At 61.5% G+C, this 20,387-nt stretch carries 23 protein-coding genes and 1 tRNA gene; 14 read left to right on the forward strand and 10 right to left on the reverse strand.

Annotated features, from left to right (window positions below; all coding sequences use genetic code 11):
- Genes E5W70_RS10430 through E5W70_RS10440 form a run of 3 tightly spaced genes read right to left on the reverse strand, consistent with a single transcriptional unit; the run spans position 1 to position 3,642 of the window.
- Positions 1 to 972, reverse strand: coding sequence for an ABC transporter permease (locus E5W70_RS10430; RefSeq protein ID WP_292657334.1), 972 nt, complete (start codon positions 970 to 972; stop codon positions 1 to 3).
- Position 973: 1 nt separating this feature from the next.
- Complete coding sequence (locus tag E5W70_RS10435; protein WP_292657337.1) at positions 974 to 2,113, reverse strand: ABC transporter permease; 1,140 nt, start codon at positions 2,111 to 2,113, stop codon at positions 974 to 976.
- The gene (locus E5W70_RS10440) at positions 2,110 to 3,642 is read right to left on the reverse strand and encodes an ABC transporter ATP-binding protein (protein WP_292657340.1); all 1,533 of its coding nucleotides are present in this window, start codon (positions 3,640 to 3,642) and stop codon (positions 2,110 to 2,112) included. The genes E5W70_RS10435 and E5W70_RS10440 overlap by 4 nt, the downstream gene beginning before the upstream one ends.
- Before the next feature lie 180 nt (positions 3,643 to 3,822).
- Here E5W70_RS10440 and E5W70_RS10445 point away from each other — a divergent pair, with 180 nt between their 5' ends.
- Complete coding sequence (locus E5W70_RS10445; protein WP_292657342.1) at positions 3,823 to 4,032, forward strand: SlyX family protein; 210 nt, start codon at positions 3,823 to 3,825, stop codon at positions 4,030 to 4,032.
- Positions 4,033 to 4,115: 83 nt separating this feature from the next.
- Here the strand turns inward: E5W70_RS10445 and E5W70_RS10450 are convergent, their stop codons facing one another.
- The 3 genes from E5W70_RS10450 to E5W70_RS10460 form a co-directional block, all read right to left on the reverse strand.
- Positions 4,116 to 5,105 carry a BMP family ABC transporter substrate-binding protein gene (locus E5W70_RS10450; RefSeq protein WP_292657345.1) on the reverse strand — a complete coding sequence of 330 codons (990 nt, stop codon included), beginning with the start codon at positions 5,103 to 5,105 and terminating at the stop codon, positions 4,116 to 4,118.
- Positions 5,106 to 5,320: 215 nt separating this feature from the next.
- Positions 5,321 to 5,983: a peptide-methionine (S)-S-oxide reductase MsrA gene (msrA, locus tag E5W70_RS10455; RefSeq protein WP_292657347.1), complete on the reverse strand. Its 663-nt coding sequence runs from the start codon at positions 5,981 to 5,983 to the stop codon at positions 5,321 to 5,323.
- Positions 5,984 to 6,055: 72 nt separating this feature from the next.
- Positions 6,056 to 6,379, reverse strand: coding sequence for a hypothetical protein (locus tag E5W70_RS10460; protein ID WP_292657350.1), 324 nt, complete (start codon positions 6,377 to 6,379; stop codon positions 6,056 to 6,058).
- Positions 6,380 to 6,797: 418 nt separating this feature from the next.
- On the opposite strand from E5W70_RS10460, the gene E5W70_RS10465 reads away from it, so the two are divergent.
- A tRNA-Ser gene (locus tag E5W70_RS10465) sits at positions 6,798 to 6,887 on the forward strand.
- A gap of 753 nt (positions 6,888 to 7,640) precedes the next feature.
- On the opposite strand, the gene E5W70_RS10470 is transcribed toward E5W70_RS10465, so the two are convergent.
- Entirely contained in the window at positions 7,641 to 8,357 is a 717-nt protein-coding gene (locus tag E5W70_RS10470) for a pentapeptide repeat-containing protein (RefSeq protein WP_292657353.1), read from the reverse strand.
- 364 nt (positions 8,358 to 8,721) lie between these two features.
- On the opposite strand from E5W70_RS10470, the gene E5W70_RS10475 reads away from it, so the two are divergent.
- Positions 8,722 to 8,931, forward strand: coding sequence for a hypothetical protein (locus E5W70_RS10475; protein ID WP_254816855.1), 210 nt, complete (start codon positions 8,722 to 8,724; stop codon positions 8,929 to 8,931).
- A 3-nt stretch (positions 8,932 to 8,934) separates the two neighbouring features.
- Positions 8,935 to 9,126, forward strand: a complete 192-nt coding sequence (locus E5W70_RS10480; protein WP_292657357.1) for a hypothetical protein — start codon at positions 8,935 to 8,937, stop codon at positions 9,124 to 9,126.
- Positions 9,127 to 9,476: 350 nt separating this feature from the next.
- Here the strand turns inward: E5W70_RS10480 and E5W70_RS10485 are convergent, their stop codons facing one another.
- From E5W70_RS10485 to E5W70_RS10495, 3 genes are all read right to left on the reverse strand, one after another.
- Entirely contained in the window at positions 9,477 to 9,884 is a 408-nt protein-coding gene (locus tag E5W70_RS10485; protein ID WP_292657361.1) for a hypothetical protein, read from the reverse strand.
- Between the two features lie 271 nt (positions 9,885 to 10,155).
- Positions 10,156 to 10,428: a hypothetical protein gene (locus tag E5W70_RS10490; RefSeq protein WP_292657364.1), complete on the reverse strand. Its 273-nt coding sequence runs from the start codon at positions 10,426 to 10,428 to the stop codon at positions 10,156 to 10,158.
- Between the two features lie 463 nt (positions 10,429 to 10,891).
- Entirely contained in the window at positions 10,892 to 11,491 is a 600-nt protein-coding gene (locus tag E5W70_RS10495; protein WP_292657367.1) for a YdeI/OmpD-associated family protein, read from the reverse strand.
- Between the two features lie 520 nt (positions 11,492 to 12,011).
- Here E5W70_RS10495 and E5W70_RS10500 point away from each other — a divergent pair.
- From E5W70_RS10500 to kdpC, 10 genes are all read left to right on the forward strand, one after another.
- The gene (locus tag E5W70_RS10500; protein WP_292657369.1) at positions 12,012 to 12,434 is read left to right on the forward strand and encodes a DUF3597 domain-containing protein; all 423 of its coding nucleotides are present in this window, start codon (positions 12,012 to 12,014) and stop codon (positions 12,432 to 12,434) included.
- Positions 12,435 to 12,844: 410 nt separating this feature from the next.
- Positions 12,845 to 13,075: a hypothetical protein gene (locus E5W70_RS10505; RefSeq protein WP_023675303.1), complete on the forward strand. Its 231-nt coding sequence runs from the start codon at positions 12,845 to 12,847 to the stop codon at positions 13,073 to 13,075.
- Between the two features lie 232 nt (positions 13,076 to 13,307).
- Positions 13,308 to 13,496, forward strand: a complete 189-nt coding sequence (locus tag E5W70_RS10510; protein WP_292657372.1) for a DUF3606 domain-containing protein — start codon at positions 13,308 to 13,310, stop codon at positions 13,494 to 13,496.
- Entirely contained in the window at positions 13,496 to 13,678 is a 183-nt protein-coding gene (locus E5W70_RS10515; protein WP_292657375.1) for a hypothetical protein, read from the forward strand. The genes E5W70_RS10510 and E5W70_RS10515 overlap by 1 nt, the downstream gene beginning before the upstream one ends.
- 114 nt (positions 13,679 to 13,792) lie before the next feature.
- On the forward strand, positions 13,793 to 15,274 hold the full coding sequence (locus E5W70_RS10520; RefSeq protein WP_292657377.1) for a hypothetical protein: 1,482 nt from the start codon (positions 13,793 to 13,795) through the stop codon (positions 15,272 to 15,274).
- Between the two features lie 333 nt (positions 15,275 to 15,607).
- Positions 15,608 to 15,697: a K(+)-transporting ATPase subunit F gene (locus E5W70_RS10525; protein WP_023675300.1), complete on the forward strand. Its 90-nt coding sequence runs from the start codon at positions 15,608 to 15,610 to the stop codon at positions 15,695 to 15,697.
- Positions 15,698 to 15,722: 25 nt separating this feature from the next.
- Complete coding sequence (gene kdpA, locus E5W70_RS10530) at positions 15,723 to 17,426, forward strand: potassium-transporting ATPase subunit KdpA (protein ID WP_292657381.1); 1,704 nt, start codon at positions 15,723 to 15,725, stop codon at positions 17,424 to 17,426.
- 7 nt (positions 17,427 to 17,433) lie between these two features.
- A complete protein-coding gene (locus tag E5W70_RS10535; protein ID WP_292657384.1) occupies positions 17,434 to 17,664 on the forward strand; it encodes a hypothetical protein in 231 nt (76 codons plus the stop codon).
- Positions 17,661 to 19,754 (forward strand): potassium-transporting ATPase subunit KdpB, encoded by a 2,094-nt coding sequence (gene kdpB, locus E5W70_RS10540; RefSeq protein ID WP_292657387.1) that lies wholly within the window; start codon positions 17,661 to 17,663, stop codon positions 19,752 to 19,754. The genes E5W70_RS10535 and kdpB overlap by 4 nt, the downstream gene beginning before the upstream one ends.
- 12 nt (positions 19,755 to 19,766) lie before the next feature.
- Complete coding sequence (kdpC, locus tag E5W70_RS10545) at positions 19,767 to 20,336, forward strand: potassium-transporting ATPase subunit KdpC (protein WP_292657389.1); 570 nt, start codon at positions 19,767 to 19,769, stop codon at positions 20,334 to 20,336.
- Positions 20,337 to 20,387 lie beyond the last annotated feature (51 nt).

Consider the following 20,387-nt stretch of genomic DNA (forward strand, 5'->3'; position numbering starts at 1 on the left):
TCAGCGTTCCTTGACATAAGGCACGCCGCCGGCGCGCGGCGGGATTGCCTTGCCGATGAAGCCTGCAAGCAGGATGACGGTCAGCACATAGGGCAGCGCCTGCATGAATTGCACCGGCACCTTGCCGATCAGCGGCAGCGGGGTGCCTTGCAGGCGGATCGACGCCGCGTCGAGGAAGCCGAACAGCAGGCAGGCAAACATGGCGTTGACCGGTTTCCATTTGGCGAAGATCAGCGCGGCCAGCGCGATGTAGCCCTTGCCGGCGGTCATGTCCTTCACGAAGCCGCCATTCTGCACCATCGACAGATAGGCGCCGGCAATGCCGGTGAGCACGCCGGTGCAGATCAGCGCCCGGTAGCGCAGCCAGGCGACGGATATGCCGGCGGTATCGACCGCGGCCGGGTTCTCGCCGACGGCGCGCAGGCGCAAGCCGAAGCGGGTGCGAAACAGCACCCACCAGGTGAACGGCACGGCCAGGAAGGCGAGATAGACCAGCACGGAGTGGCCGGAGATGAGTTCCGAATAGATCGGCCCGAGGATCGGCACGCTCCTGAGCGCATCCGCGCCCGGCCAGGTGATTGCCTCGAAGCGCTCGCCGGCGGCCAGCGCCGGCGTGCGCCCGCCTTGCTGGAACCAGGCCTGGCCGAGCATGATCGTCGATCCGGCGGCAATGAAATTGATCGCGACGCCGGAAACGATCTGGTTGCCGCGATGGGTGATCGAGGCAAAGCCGTGGATCAGCGCGAAGGCAACCGAGATGAGGATGGCCATGCCGAGCCCGAGATAGGCCGAGTGGAAGACCGAGGCGGCGGCCGCACCGGCGAAGGCGCCGACAAGCATCTTGCCCTCGAGCCCGATGTCGAAGACGCCGGCGCGCTCCGAATAGAGGCCGGCGAGGCAGGCGAGCAGCAAAGGGACCGACAGGCGGATGGTCGAGTCCAGGACCTGCACGATGGCGTTGAAGAAATCCATCTCAGGCGCCCTTCCCCTTGACCGCTTCCATGCCGACCGATTTCGGGCTGAGCGAGGCGAACAGCGCCTGGACATAGGGCCGGAACATATGCTCAAGCGCGCCGGCGAACAGGATGACCAGGCCCTGGATGATGACGATCATGTCGCGGCTGATCGCCGGCATCTCGAAGGCGAGCTCGGCGCCGCCCTGGTAGAGCATGCCGAACAGTATTGCGGCAAGCACGATGCCGACCGGGTGCAGGCGTCCCATCAGCGCCACCGCGATGCCGACGAAACCGGCACCCGAAACGAATTCGAGCGCGACATTGTGCTGGTCGCCCATCGTCGGGTTGAGCGCCATCATGCCGGCCAGCGCGCCCGAGATCATCATCGCGATGATGATGATGCGGATCTCCGAAATGCCCGCATAACGCGCCGCTTTCGGACTGTGGCCGTAGGTGCGCATCTCGTAGCCGAGCTTGGTACGCCAGATCAGGGCCCACACCAAAAAGGCCATTGCCAGTGCCAGCAGCGAGCTGACGTTGAACGGCGCCGAACGGATCTTGGCGCCGAACAATTCGATGACCCAGTTGAGCTTCGGCAATTGTGCGCCTTCGAGGAAGGTACGCGTCTGCGGCGCCATCGAGCCGGGCGGCTTCAGCATGCCCACCAGCGCATAGACCATGACACTAGCGGCGATGAAATTGAACATGATGGTGGTGATGACGATGTGCGAGCCGCGCTTGGCCTGCAGATAGGCCGGGATCAGCGCCCACAGCGCGCCCATCGCCGCGGCGGCGACAATGGCAATCGGGAAGGTCAGCCACCAGGGCAGCACGCTGTCGAAGGCCAGGCAAACGATGCCGATGCCGAGACCGGCGATATAGCCCTGGCCCTCGCCACCGATGTTGAACAGGCCGCAATGCGCCGCAACCGCCACCGAAAGCCCGCTGAAGATGAAGGTGGTGGCATAGAAAAGCGTGAACGCGATGCCTTGGCCGCGACCGAAGGCCCCCTCGACCAGGACGACGGCTGCGCGCAGTGGGTTCTCGCCAACCAATATGACGACGAAGCCGGCAACGACGAAGGCGACAAACAGATTGATCAGCGGGATCAGCACGTAATCGGCCCAGGCCGGCAGCTTGGCATAGGGAGTGCTCACTCGGCGGCCTCCCGGTGCTCGACGCCGGCCATCAGCAGGCCGAGTTCGCCCTCGGTCGCGTCGGGGCCGCGCTCGCCGACGATGCGGCCGGCAAACATCACCAGGATGCGGTCGGAAAGCGAACGGATCTCGTCGAGCTCGACCGACACCACCAGCACCGCCTTGCTCTGGTCGCGCATGGCGATAAGGCGCTTGTGGATGAATTCGATGGCGCCGACATCGACGCCGCGCGTCGGCTGGCCGACGATCAACACGCCGGGATCTTGTTCCATTTCCCGCGCCAGCACGATCTTCTGCTGGTTGCCGCCGGAGAAATTGGCGGTCTTGAGGCGGCAGTCCGCCGGTCGGATGTCGTATTTGACGATCATGTCCCTGGCATCGTTACGGATGGCATCGATGTCGAGGAACGGCCCCTTCAGATAGCGCTCGTCGTCCTGGTAGCCGAGGATCGAATTCTCGTTCTCCTCGAAGGCCAACACCAGCCCGACATGGTGGCGGTCCTCCGGCACATGGGCAAGGCCGCGCTCGCGCAGCTCGCCGGGATCGGCGGCGCCGGTGAGGTCGATCGGCTTGCCGTCCAACGTGACCGAGCCCGAAACGGCATGCCTGATGCCGGAAATCGCTTCGAGCAGTTCGGACTGCCCGTTGCCGGCGACGCCGGCAATGCCGACGATCTCGCCGGCATGGATATCGAAGGAGACGTCGTCGACCATGGTGACGCCGCGGGAATCCTTCACCGTCAGGTTCTTGACCGCGAGCTTGACGCCGCCGGCCTTCGCCTCGCCCTTTTCGACGCGCAGCAGCACGCGCCGGCCGACCATCAGCTCGGCCAGCTCCTCAACCGTGGTCTTCCTGGTTTCGCGTGTCGCCACCATCGTGCCCTGGCGCATCACCGAGACCGTGTCGGTGATCGCCATGATCTCGCGCAGCTTATGGGTGATCAGCACGATCGTCTTGCCCTGTTCCTTCAACTGCCTGAGGATGCGGAACAGGTGGTCGGCCTCGGCCGGCGTCAGCACGCCCGTCGGCTCGTCGAGGATCAGGATCTCGGCGCCGCGATAGAGCGCCTTGAGGATTTCGACGCGTTGCTGCAGGCCGACCGGCAACTCCTCGATGATCGCGTCCGGATCGACTTCGAGCCCGTATTCGCGCTCGAGCCGCTCCAGCTCGGAACGCGCCTTGGCGATGCTCTTCTTCAGCAGCGCGTCGCTTTCGGCGCCGAGGATGACGTTTTCCAGCACCGAGAAATTGTCGACCAGCATGAAGTGCTGATGCACCATACCGATGCCGAGGGCGATCGCATCGTTCGGCGTCTTGATCGATGCCGGCTGGCCGCCGACACGGATCTCGCCGGAATCGGCCTGGTAGAAACCATAGAGAATCGACATCAACGTCGACTTGCCGGCGCCGTTTTCCCCGACGATGCCGTGGATGGTGCCGCGCATAATTTCCAGATTGATGTCGCGGTTGGCGCGCACGGCGCCAAAGCTCTTGTCGATGCCGATCAGCTCGATTGCGGCTTGCGCCATGCAGCCTGTTCCCACTGTTATTTTTTTACCGCTTGGTCAAACGCCTAGCATGACGCCCAGTCTGTGCCAATTGGGTCTGTTCCAATTGGCCGGAGCAGGGTTCACTCTCGACAAATCCCGCCATGCTTGTCAATTTCCAACGTGGCCGCAGCCTGCACAATCGCTGATCGAGGATTTCAAATGACCAAGCCCGACGACCGGCTGACGACGCTGGAAATCCGCACCGCCGAGCAGGAGAAGACCATCGAGGAACTGTCCGGCCAGATCGCCGAGCAGTGGAAGGTGATCGAGCGGACGCAGCGCAAGCTCGACGCGCTGGCCGAGCGCTTCCTGGCGCTGGAGGAACAGGCCGCACCCGACGTGCCGGTGACCAAGCCGCCGCACTGGTGAGCGGCTGACAATGCAAAACCGCCGGGCTTTCACCCGGCGGCTCGTCAGTTCAGCAGTGCCAGTCGATCAATAAGGGCAATCGATCAATACGGGCAGGCATTGTCCGACATGTAGTCATGCACCTTGATGGTACCGGCGATGATGTCGGCCTTGGCCTTTTCGACCGCTGCCTTCATCGCGTCGTCGACAAGCGCCTTGTTGTTGTCGTCCATGGCGTAGTCGACGCCGCCTTCCTTGAGGCCGAGATCGTTGACGCCGGCCGTGAACTTGCCGTCCTTGGCATCCATGAAGGTGTTGTAGACGGCAACGTCGACGCGCTTGACCATCGAGGTCAGCACCTTGCCGGGCTGCAGGCCGTTTTGGTTGGAATCGACGCCGATGCCGAGTTTGCCGGCGTCGGCCGCTGCCTGCAGCACACCGACACCGGTGCCGCCTGCCGCTGCGTAGACCACGTCGGCGCCCTGGTCGATCTGCGTTTTGGCGATCTCGCCGCCTTTGGCCGGATCGTTCCAGGCCGCCGGCGTATCGCCGGTCATGTTCTGGATGACGTCGGTGGCGCCGGCCGCCTTGGCGCCGCCGACATAGCCGCAGCCAAACCTGCGGATCAGCGGAATGTCCATGCCGCCGACGAAGCCGACCTTCTTGGTCTTGGAAGCCATCGCCGCCATCACGCCGACGAGGTAGGAGCCTTCCTGCTCCTTATAGACCAGGGAGCGGACATTGGGCTTGTCCACGACCATGTCGATGATAGCGAATTTGGTGTCGGGGAACTCGGTGGCGATCTTGTCAAGCGCGTCAGCCCACGAGAAGCCCGCCATGACGATCGGGTTGCGGCCGTCCTCGGCGAAACGGCGCAGCGCCTGCTCGCGCTGGGTGGCGTTGCTGACCTCGAATTCCACATAGGGGATGCCGGTCTCGGTCTTGAACTTTTCAGCGCCGTGGAAGGACGCCTCGTTGAACGACTTGTCGAACTTGCCGCCGAGATCGTAGAGGATCGCGGGTTGAATGTCCGCGGCGAAGGCCGGAAGAACCATTGCAGCTGCGGCCATGAGGCCGAGTACGATACGTTTCATGTGATCCACACCCCTGTCGGTTATTTGTCCATTATGCACCGCATGCCGGCCCGGTTCTCCGGCAGGCACGCGGCGTCAGGCAGGAGTGTCTTCCTCCCGCTTCGGGCCAATCTGGCACGGCCCGAAACAAAATTCACGTGGAATTTTGACCCTTTGGAAAAGCGTGGCGCCGCATCGCGGCGCCACAGCATATTCCTTGCGTCAGGGGCGCAAAATCAGGCGGAGACGGCGGCCGGAATGGCGCAGGAGACGCCGGTTCCCTGCAGGCCGCAATAGCCATAGGGGTTCTTCGCCAGATATTGCTGGTGGTCTTCCTCGGCGAAGTAGAATTCCGGCGCCGGCGCGATCTCGGTGGTGATCTTGCCGCGTCCGGCACCGCGCAGCGAAGCCTCGTAAGCATCGCGCGACGCGATCGCCGCCTGGTGTTGCGCGTCGTTGAACGTGTAGATCGCCGAACGGTAAGTGGTGCCGACATCATTGCCCTGGCGCATGCCTTGCGTCGGGTCATGGCTTTCCCAGAACAGCTTCAAAAGCTCGGCATAGGACACGATCTTCGGATCGTAGACGACGAGCACGACTTCGGCATGGCCGGTGAGCCCGGTGCAGGTTTCCTGATAGGTCGGGTTGGGCGTGACGCCGCCGGCATAGCCGGCCGCCGTGACCCAGACGCCATCGACCTGCCAGAACAAGCGCTCGGCGCCCCAGAAGCAGCCCAGCCCGAACATCGCCGTCTCCAGCCCTTCGGGATAGGGACCTTTGAGCGGCCTGTTCGAGACAAAGTGCTTCGATGCCGTCGGGATCGGCCGGTCGCGGCCGGGCAACGCCTCGGAGGGCTTCGGCAGGTTGAGCTTCTTGTTCAGCATTTCGCTGAGAAACATGTGCGGTTTCCTTTTCTTCTTGGTTTGAGCTTTCCACGGTTCGGCAACACTGACCCGGGAATGCTGGACATGTCAGGTCGCGGCGAACCGCCCACTGCGGCGCTGCCGCCTGTAGCCGATGGCGTAAAGAATGAACGCCAGCACCGCGAACACGGCAAAGCCGGGCTGGCTGAGCACCCAGGCGATGGCACCGTCCCACAGCAGCGGGTTGACCTTGTCGCGGACGAAGCTTTCGAAGGCGCTGCGCGTATCCGGCGAGACGGCGAGCCAGCTGGTGTTGAGCGGGGTCATCACCAGCGCCGAAGCCGCCACTGAGCGGGTCGCGTCGAGCACGGCCATGATGACCGAAACCGAAAGCGCGACCATTGCAGCGAGACGAAAGACGAAGCGGAACATCCAGACCCTTCCTCCCCAGGAGTTTATCGGAATGTCGTGTCGGACTGTTAAATAGGATCTACTTGCTTCGGCTGCAATCGCGACACGCGAAGTTGAAACTGCGGCAGCCGGGTTCGCCGGAACCGGTGGCGCGCCGGACGGCAAGCACACCTCCGCCGCTCCTTTCGACAGACCCCCACCGGGTGCTCCGGTAACATGGGCTGAGCATCCCTATCCGGCAAAGCGAATAGAGTGTCTTGGCATTCGCCACCGGATCGACTAGATGAGCCCCGCGCCTGTTGCTTTGACGGCTCAGGTGCGGGAAAGGGTATCCGCTGGTTGACGGCGCCCACGGCCGGAATTCCGGTCCGGACTCCCAAGGGAGATGCATCTCCCCAACCCGCACGGCGAAACGGGCCGCGACGAAAATGCTTGAGACGGAGAGGTGGCCGAGTGGTTGAAGGCGCACGCCTGGAAAGTGTGTTTACGGGAAACCGTAACGCGGGTTCGAATCCCGCTCTCTCCGCCAGATACCCACTTAAGCGTCTGTTATTGTTTCGCTTTGTGAGTTGCGGCCTTTCCGTTCCTAACTTCGTTCCTAACGTCCGCAAACGATGAAGCTCGGCCACCATGCCGCCGCCCCTTTGTTAACTTTGCTTGGGAATCGGAGTGTCCGGAAAAAAACCGCAGGGCAGCCCCAGGATTCGCGTCCTCCGCCCCGCCGGCGCCTACAGGCAATCTACCCCAACGCCCCCCAAGCGGCGCCGGCCACTTTCAGCCCCTTCGTTCGAAAGTTGGCTTCCAGTCGCGATTGCGCGCCCGCTGATGGCCTTCGTAGTCAGGAATGCATGCGAAGAAGGTCGGTCACGGCCGGCAGCCTTGCAATTTGAGCAGACAAAGAGCCCGACCAAGTCGTCATGCATCGAGCCGTGGTCATGGCCGAGCCTGTCAATCAGCGCCTGGATGTCAAGTTTCGTCGATTTGCAGCACATCGGGTGCGCACAATTGACATAGATGGTTTCGCGGGCGGACAGAGTGTCGGCGAGGGTCTTTCGAGTCATGCCGATTCTCCGTTGAAGGGGCTCGCCGCAACGGGAGGATTATATTCCTTAATGCTGATCCCCTGCATTGTCTCGTGCGGAATGGGCTCTCCGGCATTAGACAGGGATATCCGGAGTTCGCCGTCTCGGGTGGTGGCTTCGATCTTAATGGGCATGCCCGCGGCACAAAGTTACAGGTTCGAATCCTGTCGGGTGCGGCATTGCCGCAGTTCGCTTGACAACTATTCCTGCTGGAATTGACAGGGCCAATCTTCAGGCCTCGTCAAGCCAGAAGGCAACTCGGTCCGGGCGTCTCCGCAAGCCATGTTGAGCTGCCACTGGGACAGACCCGCCGAATTGGAAAGGTCGACGCCCTCGATACGGGTCAGAAAGAAAAAGGCGCGGTCAAAGTCTATCGGCGCGGTGAACCTCGCTCCTCGGAAGTCCGCCCGTGCGAGATTGGCAAAGGAGAAGCGGCTGCCGCTGATATCAGCGTCATGGAACTGCGCACGCCCCAATTCTGCCTTCGTGAAGTCAACATTGGTCAGATTGGCGTCCTGGAAATTCGAGCGCTGCATTTCCGCGCTCGCAAACACAGCGCCCTGCGCGTCCATACGGCTGAAGTCGGTCCTGTAGGCCTCGATTCTGTCGAACCGGGCGCCTTTGGCGGTCGAGTCGGCCAGGGAAGCACGTACAAGCGTTGCCTTCTCAAGATTTGCCGCAACGAGATTGCTGTTCCTGAGGTCGGTCGAAGTGAAATCAACACCGAACAGGTTCGCCCCGCTCAGGTCCTGTCCTTCTAGGATGAGAAGCTTCTTGTCACACTCGTGCCAATTGACGCCAGGCGTCGCGGCTGCGTCGCAATTTTGAGCGGCAGCGGCGTTCTGCCAAGCAAACACAGTGCAAACCGCTAGAACCAAGCCGGATGTGCCGTAAGCTCTGGTTCGCCTCAAAGTCATAGTTGCTGGACCTCTGCTACTCGCCGACACTCAACCTTACCACATCTGCTGACACTCGAGCCACCGTGACCACATGGCTGTGGTCGCGGCGCAGTGGGTCAAGCCTGGTGTGAAGCTCCGCGTCAAACACTTCGCGGCGAATTCTAGGCGGCCAGCTTACATTAGGCAGAGTGAACAGAACGTGATTACGGGCCAGGCCTTCACACCTTCGCCTTGCACCAGTCCGCCCACCTAGCATGCCCCGCCATCGCGAACGGCCCAGCACGGGCGAAAGACAAGCTCCTTCCTGGCGCTGCGCCGCGTGCAGTCGGAACAAATGGGATCGACGCCGGTTAACAATCGAAGGGACCGCAAACGAAGCGGTATGATGATGATTGATATTTTTAGCTTCGAACTGGCCAATGCCAGGCTGCGCGTTAAACGGGCCGAGCGCTCGCTGAAGCGTGCGAATGAACTGTTGTTGAACGATGGCTGTGTCGCCGTCAATCTCGCGTTGTGCGACCGCATACGGTCTGAGCAAAAACGCGTCATTGAGGCCCGGGAACGCATGACGAAGATCGATCGGAAGAATTGACCCATGATGCTCGCGACCCTCCACCTTGAAGCTGCGAGATACGGCGACGAATATCGCGTCGCAAGGCTCGCGCTGCTGAGGCAGCAAATGATACGGCACATCAAGCGCACAGACGCCTTGGCGCAGAAAGTCGAACAATCGCTGGCGAGATTGGCCGAAGCAAACACGCTCGGGGACCGGCTCGCGCAACAGTAGGTAACGCGCGCTCTACCGTCGTTTGACGATGACCCCGTCATGCTGCGTCGCCAACAACAAGGCTGCATCAACGTCGCACCTGCGCTCGCTGGGCGTCGCGCCCCAAACGCACAAGGCAGTCGTTTCGGCGAAGATCCAAGAAGTGTCGATATTTTCACCTTCCTAGGGACGCAGGCACAACGCCAGAATGAAGGCCGCGACAAGAAGCATGGCAGGCAGAGGGGCGCGCGAAGGCTACTGAGCGGCTTTCATCTTCGCCGCACCCTTACCTCAGATCAGCCCACAACCAATCGGCCCGCGCTTCACCAGAAGCACGGGCTTTGGTCTACTCGGCACCATCGCCGACCCGTCTAGCGCGGGACCGCTTGTATTCCCGAGACTGAGCGCTCTGTTTCGCTGGAGAAAACCACGAAGGCAAAGATAAGCACGGCGACAGCGACAATCATTGAGCCGGTGGCGACGATCGGCTCGAGCGCCGGATTTCCCTGCAGCATCAGGTAAAGCGCCGGCAGCATCACGACCAGGCCGAGATTGTAGACGCCATAGTGGATCATCGCGCTCCTGCGGGCAGCCTTCGCCGGGTTCAGCGCATAATAGCCGCCGAATATTGCACTGGTGACCCACCCCAGCAGGTTGATGTGCGCGTGAGCCGGAAACGCGCCGTGATCGCCTGAAATTGCCATCTGCAGGCCAACTGCAATTCCCAGAATTAGAAAGACGATGGCTGTCTTGAAAAAGAGTTCCGAAACCTTAGGCATGTCATTCTCCCAAACCCGTTTTGCCGCCGCATCATGCTTTGTTTCCGGCGACCTTGCCAAGGGGACCGTCGGGCCTGCCGAACCATTTGTTGGCAGCCTGACGGCCCGTTGGCGGCCGGCCACCGGGTCTGGCCGGTTTGCGAGGCCAGCCGGCAAAAAATATGCGCTCACGCTAATTTGATTGCAATATCACCCGCCAGGCTTCCATGTCGTTCTCACAAGGGAAGTGTCCTGCATGATAGTGGTGCCATACGCTCCAAAGGTCTGCCCGTCAGTGTTGCAGCAAAGCCTCGCCAAACTTCTCCCACAGCTGTGCGCAATCTGTTGCTCTGAGGCTGGGGGTTCCGAGTGGGCCATATCTGATAACGGCGGCGTGAACATCATAGCCAACGATAGGTGCATTGGCGACAAAGTGGATAGCCTCGCCCAATCGGCGAGAGCCAATTGGCGCATCGGTTTTGTTGGTGATGTCGAAGACACCACAAATATCCACTTCCTGATTTCTGGCCGCCAACGCAGCTTCCATTACCTGTTCGTGCATCATCGAAATTTCTCCTAACGGTCTAAGTCTAAGAACCGCGGCCTGTGCCGGTCCGGCAGCTGACAACCGGCAAATCGAAGTGCCTTTTGCAGCATCTCGATTGGCTCTTGCTGCGAGCCACTCCGCCCGCTCCCGCGGCAAGCCGATAAGGCAACTGCCAGCGAAATCCGCAGGCACGTCCACGGTCGCATCAAACACGGCCCACGTGCCAGTCGGCTCCTGAACGGGCAAAAACCTCATAACAGCGCCTGCTAATATACTATGCCGACTGTGAGGACGGGGCTTTTTTCCTGCATCAACCAAACGAATGAGAGCTAGTGTCGAAGTGCCAGGCGACGCTCGTCGAAAACAAGTCGTCGGCGACATCGCCAGGATCGAAGGTGCGCCTGAGCAGCGATCCGGCCGCATTCGGGGCTCGCCGACAGGGACAAGCACAAGACGCAGCGCCGGCACGCCTCGTCAGATGTCACTTTCTGCCCTGCGGATAGATGGTCTCGCCGCGCTTCAGCATCTCCACGAAAGCCGCGATCTTCTTCTTGCGTCCCGCTTCGGTCTTCATGTTGTGGGTGCGGAAGGCGAGCGCGAAGCGGTTTTGCCCGCTGAGCTTTGCCAGCATCTCTTTCGCCCTGGGCTCGGCGTCTATTGCCGCCTGGAGATCGTCGGGGATCTTCATCTCCTTACCGCTCTTGTAAGCGCGCGCCCAGCGGCCATCGGCCTTGGCTGCCTCGACTTGCTTCAGCCCGTGCTCGGTCATCCGGCCCTCCTCAATCAGCCGGGCGACATTGTCGACATTGATCTGGCTCCAGGTGCTCTTCTTGCCGCGCGGGGTGTAGCGCTGCAGGTAGCTTTTGCCGTCCAGGGCCTTTCGCACCGCATCGATCCAGCCCCAGCACAACGCCACGTCGATGGCTTGCTTCGGCGTGATCGACGGCAGTCCCGAATCGAGCTTATGGATCTTGATCCAGACTTCGTCCTCGCTGTCGTGATGCTCGCCAAGCCAGGCATGGAAGCTTTCGGCATCCCTGAACTCGCGCACCTTGGCGGGGTCGACTTTGACCGGCGCCATCAGACTGTCCGCCGGTGACGCAGGCGCGTAACGACGCCGAACCGCTTGCCGGCCGCGCGCGCGCTCATCTCAGCTCCGACAACCGGGATCATGGTTCGCTCCCCTCAACGATGCGAATACGAAACCTAGACGATCTTTCTGCTTTCATCATCAAGAGCGTCTCCCTCCAGGTACCGCTCCAATGCCTCCATTGGCCACTGACACTGATCTTACTCGTACGGAACCGCTCGGCATCCGCAGATTTATTTGCAACTTCTAATTTAGCTGGATGCATGCTGAGAGCCTTCAATTAGGCCGCCATCCATTGCACTTGACGGTCTCTCGAGCTGTATCTAGCCCGAACTGCGCCGTCTCCGTCGATTTTCTAACGCAACCAAGCCTTTACCTTTCAGTCAGTTTGGAGTTGCCGCCGCGTTGCCTTCGTGGTCCGGTACAACCAGGGCGCTCAATGCGGCATTCGGCAACGGTCGCCTTACCGACCGTCAAGGCAACACACCGTCAAGGCACACAGGAGATAGCAATGGGCATTTTCGACAGTATCAAAGGTGCGATTTTCGGAAACGCGGTTGCGGCCGAAGCTCCGCCGGCGCAACCGTCTCCCGCGCCTGCTTCGAACACGGCCACCCAGCCGACGGCGCCTACCCGACCCGGCCCGGCTCCGGCCGCGCCAACCGCGCCGTCCTCTGCCCCGGACATCGCTGCCATTCTCGACAAGGCGGTGGCCGCGAAGGGGCAAAAGCTCAACTGGAAGAATTCGATTGTCGATCTGATGAAGGCTCTGAATATCGACAGCAGCCTCGGCGCCCGCAAGGAGCTTGCTCACGAGCTGAACTACACCGGCGACATGAACGACACCGTAACGATGAATCTGTGGCTGCATGATGCACTGATGAAAAAGCTGGCCGAAAATGGCGGCAAGCTTCCGAGCGACCTGGCCGCCTAGAGTCATAAGACAAGCAATTTCCAGGAAAACGTGTGAACGGTTTTCCGTCCGGAATTGCGTCAAACAAAAAAGACAGACCGGTTCGGCGTTTCCGTGAAACGACGAACCGTCCTGGTCCTGCCCGCACCGTGGTTCTTGCTGCGCTGGCTTCGGCCGCAACCGAGCAGACCACACTGCCAAGCATCAGACTGCCAAGTAAATAAAATTGAGACCGATCCCGGCCGCTGGGATTGGGTCTATGGCGAAGTCGCATGGCACAAAAGCGCTGCCGCCTCGCGCCCGGATTGCCTCACGCAAAACCGACGATTTCGGTCGCTGACCACGCGCTGGTAGGACCACCATTTCGCTGGCGAAACCCCACGTTCGGCGTATCATTCTCGCGGGAGAGGGTTCATGGTGGGAGGAAGCCAATGAACGTGGTGCAGAGGGTGACTGTCGCTGACTTGACGGCCCAAGAGCTTGTTTCATCTGCGCTTTCACGGTTCGGTGCCGGCGACACCATATCGACGAGGGCGATGCTGGACATCGTTCGCAGGACGGCCCCGGCCTGCGGCAACAGTGACGACGATCTGGTCGAGCTTATCGTCATGACGGCCGTTGGTAGGACCATGGGCGTCGTGTTCGACCATCGCTCCCATTAGCAATCCGGAACGAATATCAGGCTGCGCCCAGGAGCAGTGGCGGGCGGTTGGCAGCGCCGCCAAAGAAGCCAGCCTGTTTGTGCGTGAAGGTCGGCCTGGCACCAAGCCCTTGCTTTGAGCAAAACCGCTGCTCATGCCGGATCATGCCCGAGGGCGGTAATTGGGCGACACGCTCGAAGGAACTCGCTGAAATCTTGCCCGTTATGCTCTCGTTGAGATGAGGAGAGCTGCCATGGCCGACGACAAAACCAAGACCGACAGTCGCGACCGCTCACGAGTGGCGGGCGGCGAAGACTACGAGGTACGTCACTTCGCCGAGGAAGCGGGCATTACTCCGGATCAGGCACGCACGCTGATCAAGCGCCACGGCACCGACCGCAAGGTGCTGAACGAAATCGCCGAGAGCATAAGAGCGTCGTAATGGCTAACAAGAAAACCGCAATGGCCGACCGCAAGACGCGCGATCCGGACGAAAAGGAGGCTCTGCGTCTGGCCGAAACCACCGACGTTTCGCCGAAGCAGGCCAGGGATCTGATGCGCAAGCACGGCAAGGACAGCCCGAAGGTCGAGAAGGAAGCCAAGAACTTCAAGGCCGAGGGCTGAACGCGCCGAGCCGGTTGGACGCGCGGCACAGGATTGTGGCCGCAATCCTGCAGCTTATCGGTTTTCTAACAAATTCGGCCTATCCCTTCCGCTATCGCGGCTCAGGGATGCTATATGCACGGGATATCTGGTGACGCCAGGCCGTCGATAGACGACATACGGCATGTGAGGCTGGTGTTTTGCCTGCTGGCGGCGGTCGTGATGGCGGCGGCGCTCCTCGCCTTTGCCACCTCCCTCCTGCAGGATCCCGATAGCTGGTGGCACATCAAGGTCGGCATGGATATGCTGGCAAGCCGCACATTCCCCACCGTCGACATCTATTCCTACACTTTTGCCGGCCAGCCATGGGTCGCCAAGGAATGGCTTAGCCAGGTTCTCCTTGCAATTGCCTTTGAAGCCGGCGGCTGGAACGGCGTGGTGCTGCTGGCGACTGCAGTAATCGCGCTGACGGCCTTCTTGACGTCGTGGTATCTCAGCGCGTGGTTGAAGCCGACGCTGGCGATAGGACTGACGCTGGTTCTCGCGCTGTTGATCGGGCCGATCTATGTCGCCCGGCCGCACATCTTTACCTTGCCCATCATCGTCGTCTGGACCGCCGGTCTTTTCGAAGCCGCACGCAACGAGAAAGCGCCGCCTTTGTGGCAGCTGGCGCTGCTTTGCCTGTGGGCCAATCTCCACGCCACCTTCACCTTCGGTTTCGTCATCGCCGCCTTCGCCGGCCTCGATCTCGTCATGCGCACGCGCTTGTCGAACCCCCGGCTGCTGGCCAAGTGGATCGCTTTCGGGCTGCTTTGCCCGCTGGTCAGCCTGCTCAATCCCTATGGCATCAAGGCCATACTCGCCACATTCACCGTGGCCTATGGCAATGAGGCGGTGCCTTACATTGCCGAGTGGCAGCCGTTCGACGCCTCGCGGCATACCCTCCAGGAGGTGGCCCTGCTGGTGGCGTTTTTCGGGCTGCTCGTGTCGAGATTGCGCATTGGCTGGGCCAAGGCGCTGTTCCTTGTCTTCACCTTGCACGTCTATCTCACCCACATACGGTTCATGTACCTGTTCTTTCTTCTTGTTCCGGTCGTCCTTGCCGTCGAGGTCGCGCAACAATATCCAGCGCTTTCAGCCGAGAAATGGGCGGCGGAAAAGCGCGACGGACTTGAACAATTTTTCGCACGGCAATTTTCCAGGATTTGCGCAGGAATTGCCGTTTTGCTGGTTTTGGCGGCTGCCGCCTTCACGACCTATCCGGTCGCGCCGAGCCAGAAGACCTCAGCGAGGGACGCACTGGCCTTCGCCCAAACCCATAATCTGTCGGGCAATCTGCTGAACTCCTACAATTTCGGCGGCACGCTGATTTTCCATGGCATCAGGACGTTTATCGACGGCCGCGCGGATCAGCTCTTCCTGAATGGCTTTACGGAAACGGATGAGCAGACTGGGCACAGCCGGGGCAAGCCGATCCTGAAAGCCCAACTCGAGAAATATACGATAGGCTGGGCATTGTTGACCGCCGACGACAGCCGCATTCCGTTCTTCGAGGAACTGGGCTGGAAGCGGGCCTATGCGGACGACTACGCGGTGATCTATACCCGCCGCGACTGATCCCGGCAGCTTCGCGCGCCGGTGCGCACTTCCCTCCTGAAGCTGTGGCCAGTGCCGAGGCGGCGAAATCCTTATGGGATTTTAATTTCTTTGCGCGGCGTCCCGTCTCGAACCTTTATGGCACTTTGATCCATATTCGCCGGAGTGATGTATCCGGCCGCCGATATGATGCGGCGCGCGGGCTTGGACAGTTTTGTCCAAGTTTACGGAACAAACAAATATAAGGAAATGCACGGTGGACATAGTTGTTGTCGCGACTGGAATTGCGTTCTTTGCTCTATGCTTCGGCTACATCAAAGCCTGCGACAAGCTATAAGTTTAGGGGATCGTAACATGCTCTTCGACTATATCCTCGGCGGCGCCGTGACCTTGTTTCTTCTCGCTTACCTGACATACGCCCTGGTTCGCCCGGAACGCTTCTGATCTCCGCTGGCAAGGAGCCAACCCCATGACAATCAACGGATGGCTGCAGATCCTCGTCTATTGCGGGATCGTCGTTTTGCTGGCGAAGCCGCTCGGCGGCTACATGCATCGCGTTTTCAGCGGCGAGCGCACATTCCTGTCGTCAATTCTGGCCCCGCTCGAGCGCGGGCTCTACCGCATATCAGGGACCAGCGAGCGCGAGGAGCAGCACTGGACCTCCTATGCGGCGGCCCTGCTGTTCTTTAACCTGGCCGGCTTCCTGGTGCTCTATTTCCTGCAACGGCTGCAAGGCGGCCTGCCCTACAATCCGGCCGGCATGACCGCCGTCGAACCTGGGCTGGCCTTCAACACCGCCGCCAGCTTCATGACCAACACCAACTGGCAGAACTACGGCGGCGAAAGCACGATGTCCTATCTGGTGCAGATGGCCGGCTTGACCGTGCAGAATTTTCTGTCGGCGGCGACCGGCATCGCCATTGCGGTCGCACTGATCCGCGGCTTTGCCAGGGCCTCAGGCAAATCCATCGGCAATTTCTGGGTCGATATGACCCGCTGCACGCTCTATTTGCTTTTGCCGTTCTGCATCGTCCTGACGCTCGTCTATGTCTATCTCGGCATGCCGCAGACGCTCGCTGCCTACGTCAACGCGACGACGCTCGAAGGCGCGCAACAGACCATCGCGGTCGGGCCGGTCGCTTCCCAGGTTGCCATCAAGATGCTCGGCACCAACGGCGGTGGTTTCTTCAACGCCAATGCCGCGCACCCGTTCGAGAATCCCGACGCGATCTCCAACCTGATCCAGATGGTGACGATCTTTGCCCTCGGCGCGGCGCTGACCAATGTCTTCGGCCGCATGGTCGGCAACCAGCGCCAGGGCTGGGCAATTCTGTCGGCTATGGGCGTGCTGTTCATCGCCGGCGTTGCCGTCTGCTACTGGGCCGAGGCCGCCGGCAATCCGCTCGTCCATGCGCTGGGCGTCGATGGCGGCAACATGGAGGGCAAGGAGAGCCGCTTCGGCATCGCCCTGTCGGCACTGTTTGCCGTCATCACCACCGCTGCGTCCTGCGGCGCGGTCAATGCCATGCATGACAGCTTCACCGCATTTGGCGGCATGATCCCCATCATCAACATGCAGCTCGGCGAGGTCATTGTCGGCGGCGTCGGCGCCGGCTTCTACGGTATCCTGATGTTCATCGTCATTGCCGTTTTCGTCGCCGGGCTGATGGTCGGGCGCACGCCCGAATATCTCGGCAAGAAGATCGAGGCCAAGGAGGTCAAGATGGCTATGCTGGCCGTGCTCTGCCTGCCGCTGGCAATGCTGATCTTCACCGCTATCGCGGTGGTGCTGCCGACCGGCGTTGCTTCCATCGCCAACGCCGGCCCGCACGGCTTCTCCGAGGTTCTCTATGCCTATACCTCGGCCGCGGCGAACAATGGCTCGGCCTTTGGCGGCCTCAGCGGCAACACGCCCTGGTACAACATAACGCTCGGCATCGGCATGCTGATGGGCCGCTTCCTGGTCATTATTCCGACGTTGGCGATTGCTGGCTCGCTGGTTGCGAAGAAGACCGTCCCTGCCTCCGCCGGCACCTTCCCGACCGACGGTCCGCTATTCGTCGGGCTGCTGGCCGGTGTCATCCTGATCGTCGGTGGCCTGACCTTCTTCCCGGCCCTGGCGGTCGGACCGATCGTCGAGCACCTGGCGATGATTCACGGTCAGACATTCTGAAACGGCCATGCCCTGGTTCAACCTCATACGTCGGCACGACCGTCACCAACCCGATGACGGAAGGCCGGATGACGGGAGGGACGAGACGCCTCGTCCTTTTCCGACGCTCTCCACCTTCCTCGGCATGGCAGCCGTGCTGTTCGTGCTGTGGCTGCTGGCCTCCGGCCTTCCGCGCCTGTTCCCGAAGAGCGAGCACCCGGCGCCGTCCAACATCACCGACACTGGAGCCACTAAATGAGCCCGTCGAAATCCGTGAGCATCATGGATACCCGCATTCTGTGGCCCGCTATCGGCGGTTCCTTCAGAAAACTGAACCCGCGCACCTTGATGCGAAACCCGGTGATGTTCGTCGTCGCCGTCGTCTCGGCGCTCACCACCGTGCTGTTCGTCAAGGACCTCGTCACCGGCGGCGGCGATCTTGGCTTCACGCTGCAGATCATCATCTGGCTGTGGTTCACCGTGCTTTTCGCCAATTTCGCCGAAGCGGTGGCCGAAGGCCGCGGCAAGGCGCAGGCAGACTCGCTGCGCCGGGCGCGAACCGAGACGCAGGCCAAGCTGTTGAACGGCGGCGACCGCCGCAAGTTCAAACTGGTGCCCGGCACCAGCCTGAAGGTCGGCGACATCGTGCTTGTCGAAGCCGGCGACATCATCCCCTCGGACGGCGAGGTGGTCGAAGGCGTGGCGTCGGTCAACGAGGCGGCCATCACCGGCGAATCCGCACCGGTCATCCGAGAATCCGGAGGCGATCGTTCGGCGGTGACTGGCGGCACGCAGGTCTTGTCGGACTGGATCCGCGTGCGCATCACTGCGGCTGCCGGCCACACGTTCCTCGACCGCATGATCTCGCTGGTCGAGGGCGCCGAGCGCCAGAAGACACCCAACGAGATCGCGCTCAACATCCTGCTCGTCGGCATGACGCTGATCTTCGTGCTGGCGACGGCGACGATCCCGAGCTTCGCCTCGTATTCGGGCGGCTATATCTCGGTGACCGTGCTGGTCGCCCTGTTCGTTACCCTGATCCCGACCACAATTGGCGCCCTGCTGTCGGCCATCGGCATTGCCGGCATGGACCGCCTGGTGCGCTTCAACGTGCTCGCCATGTCGGGCCGCGCCGTCGAGGCGGCCGGCGATGTCGACACGCTGCTGCTCGACAAGACCGGAACCATCACGCTGGGCAACCGTCAGGCGACGGCATTTCGTCCGGTCAAGGGCGTCACCGAACAGGAACTGGCCGACGCGGCCCAGCTTGCCTCGCTTGCCGACGAAACGCCGGAGGGCCGCTCGATCGTCGTCCTGGCGAAGGAAAAATACGCCATCCGCGCCCGCGACATGGCAAGCCTGCACGCGACTTTCGTGCCCTTCACCGCGCAAACCCGCATGAGCGGCGTCGATCTGGAAGGCTCCTCGGTCCGCAAGGGCGCAGTCGATGCGGTGCTTGCCCACGTCAACCTCTCGACCGTTGCCACAGGCAGTACGCGCCCCGGCAGCGACACCGTCCGCGACCTCCAGGGGATCGCCGACGAGATTGCCAAATCGGGTGGCACCCCACTGGCGGTCGAGCGCGACGGGCGCCTGCTCGGCGTCGTCCATCTGAAGGACATCGTCAAGGGCGGCATCGCAGAGCGCTTTGCCGAATTGCGCCGCATGGGCATCCGCACGGTGATGATCACCGGCGATAATCCGATGACCGCGGCGGCGATCGCGGCGGAAGCCGGCGTCGACGACTTCCTTGCCCAGGCGACGCCCGAGGACAAGTTGAAGCTGATCCGCGACGAGCAGGTCAAAGGCAAGCTGGTCGCGATGTGCGGCGATGGCACCAACGATGCGCCGGCCCTTGCGCAGGCCGATGTCGGCGTTGCCATGAACACCGGCACGGTCGCGGCGCGCGAGGCCGGCAACATGGTCGATCTTGACAGCGATCCGACCAAGCTGATCGAGATCGTCGAAATCGGCAAGGCGCTGCTGATGACGCGTGGTTCGCTGACCACCTTCTCCATCGCCAACGACGTGGCCAAGTATTTTGCCATCATCCCGGCAATATTCGCCGTCTTCTACATCGCCCCGGGCCAGACTGCCGGGCCGCTGCAAGCGCTCAACGTCATGCATCTGGCGACGCCGCAGAGCGCCATTCTCTCGGCCATCATCTTCAACGCGCTGATCATCATCGCGCTGATCCCGCTGTCGCTGAGGGGCGTCAAATACCGCGCGGTCGGCGCCGGTGCGCTGCTCAGCCGCAATCTCATTGTCTATGGCCTCGGCGGCGTCGTTGTCCCCTTCGTCGGCATCAAGGTGATCGACATGGCCATCACTGCTCTCGGTCTCGCATAAGGAACCACGGCAATGCTCAATCAAATCAGGCCCGCGATCGTCATGATCGTCATCTTCACCGTTCTGACGGGTTTGGTCTATCCGATCGGCATGACCGGCATTGCCCAGGCGCTGTTTTCGCGCCAGGCCAATGGCAGCCTGATCGAGAAGGACGGCAAGCTCGTCGGTTCCGAGCTGATCGGCCAGGCTTTCGCCAGCGACCGCTATTTCCATGGCCGCCCGTCGGCTGCCGGCGACGGCTACAATGCCGCCGCCTCGGGCGGCTCGAATCTCGGCCCAACCAACCCGAAGCTCATCGACCGTATCAAGAGCGACGCCGAAAAGTTGAGAGCAGAAAACCCGAACCAGCCGGTGCCGATGGATCTGGTCACCACGTCCGGCAGCGGGCTTGATCCGCATATCAGCCCCGATGCGGCCTATTTTCAGGTTGCCAGGGTGGCCAAGGCCAGGGGCGTCGATGAATCCAGGATCAAATCGGTTGTCGACAGCCAAGTCGAGAATCGCGAGTTGGGTTTCATCGGCGAGCCGGTGGTCAATGTGCTGGCCCTCAACCTTGCGCTGGACGATGCTATGAAACAATGAAAGGCGGCGCCGGGATCGACACCGGAGCCGGCGCCGTTCATGATTGACCCT

Source organism: Mesorhizobium sp. (assembly GCF_005063415.1).
GTDB lineage: Bacteria > Pseudomonadota > Alphaproteobacteria > Rhizobiales > Rhizobiaceae > Mesorhizobium.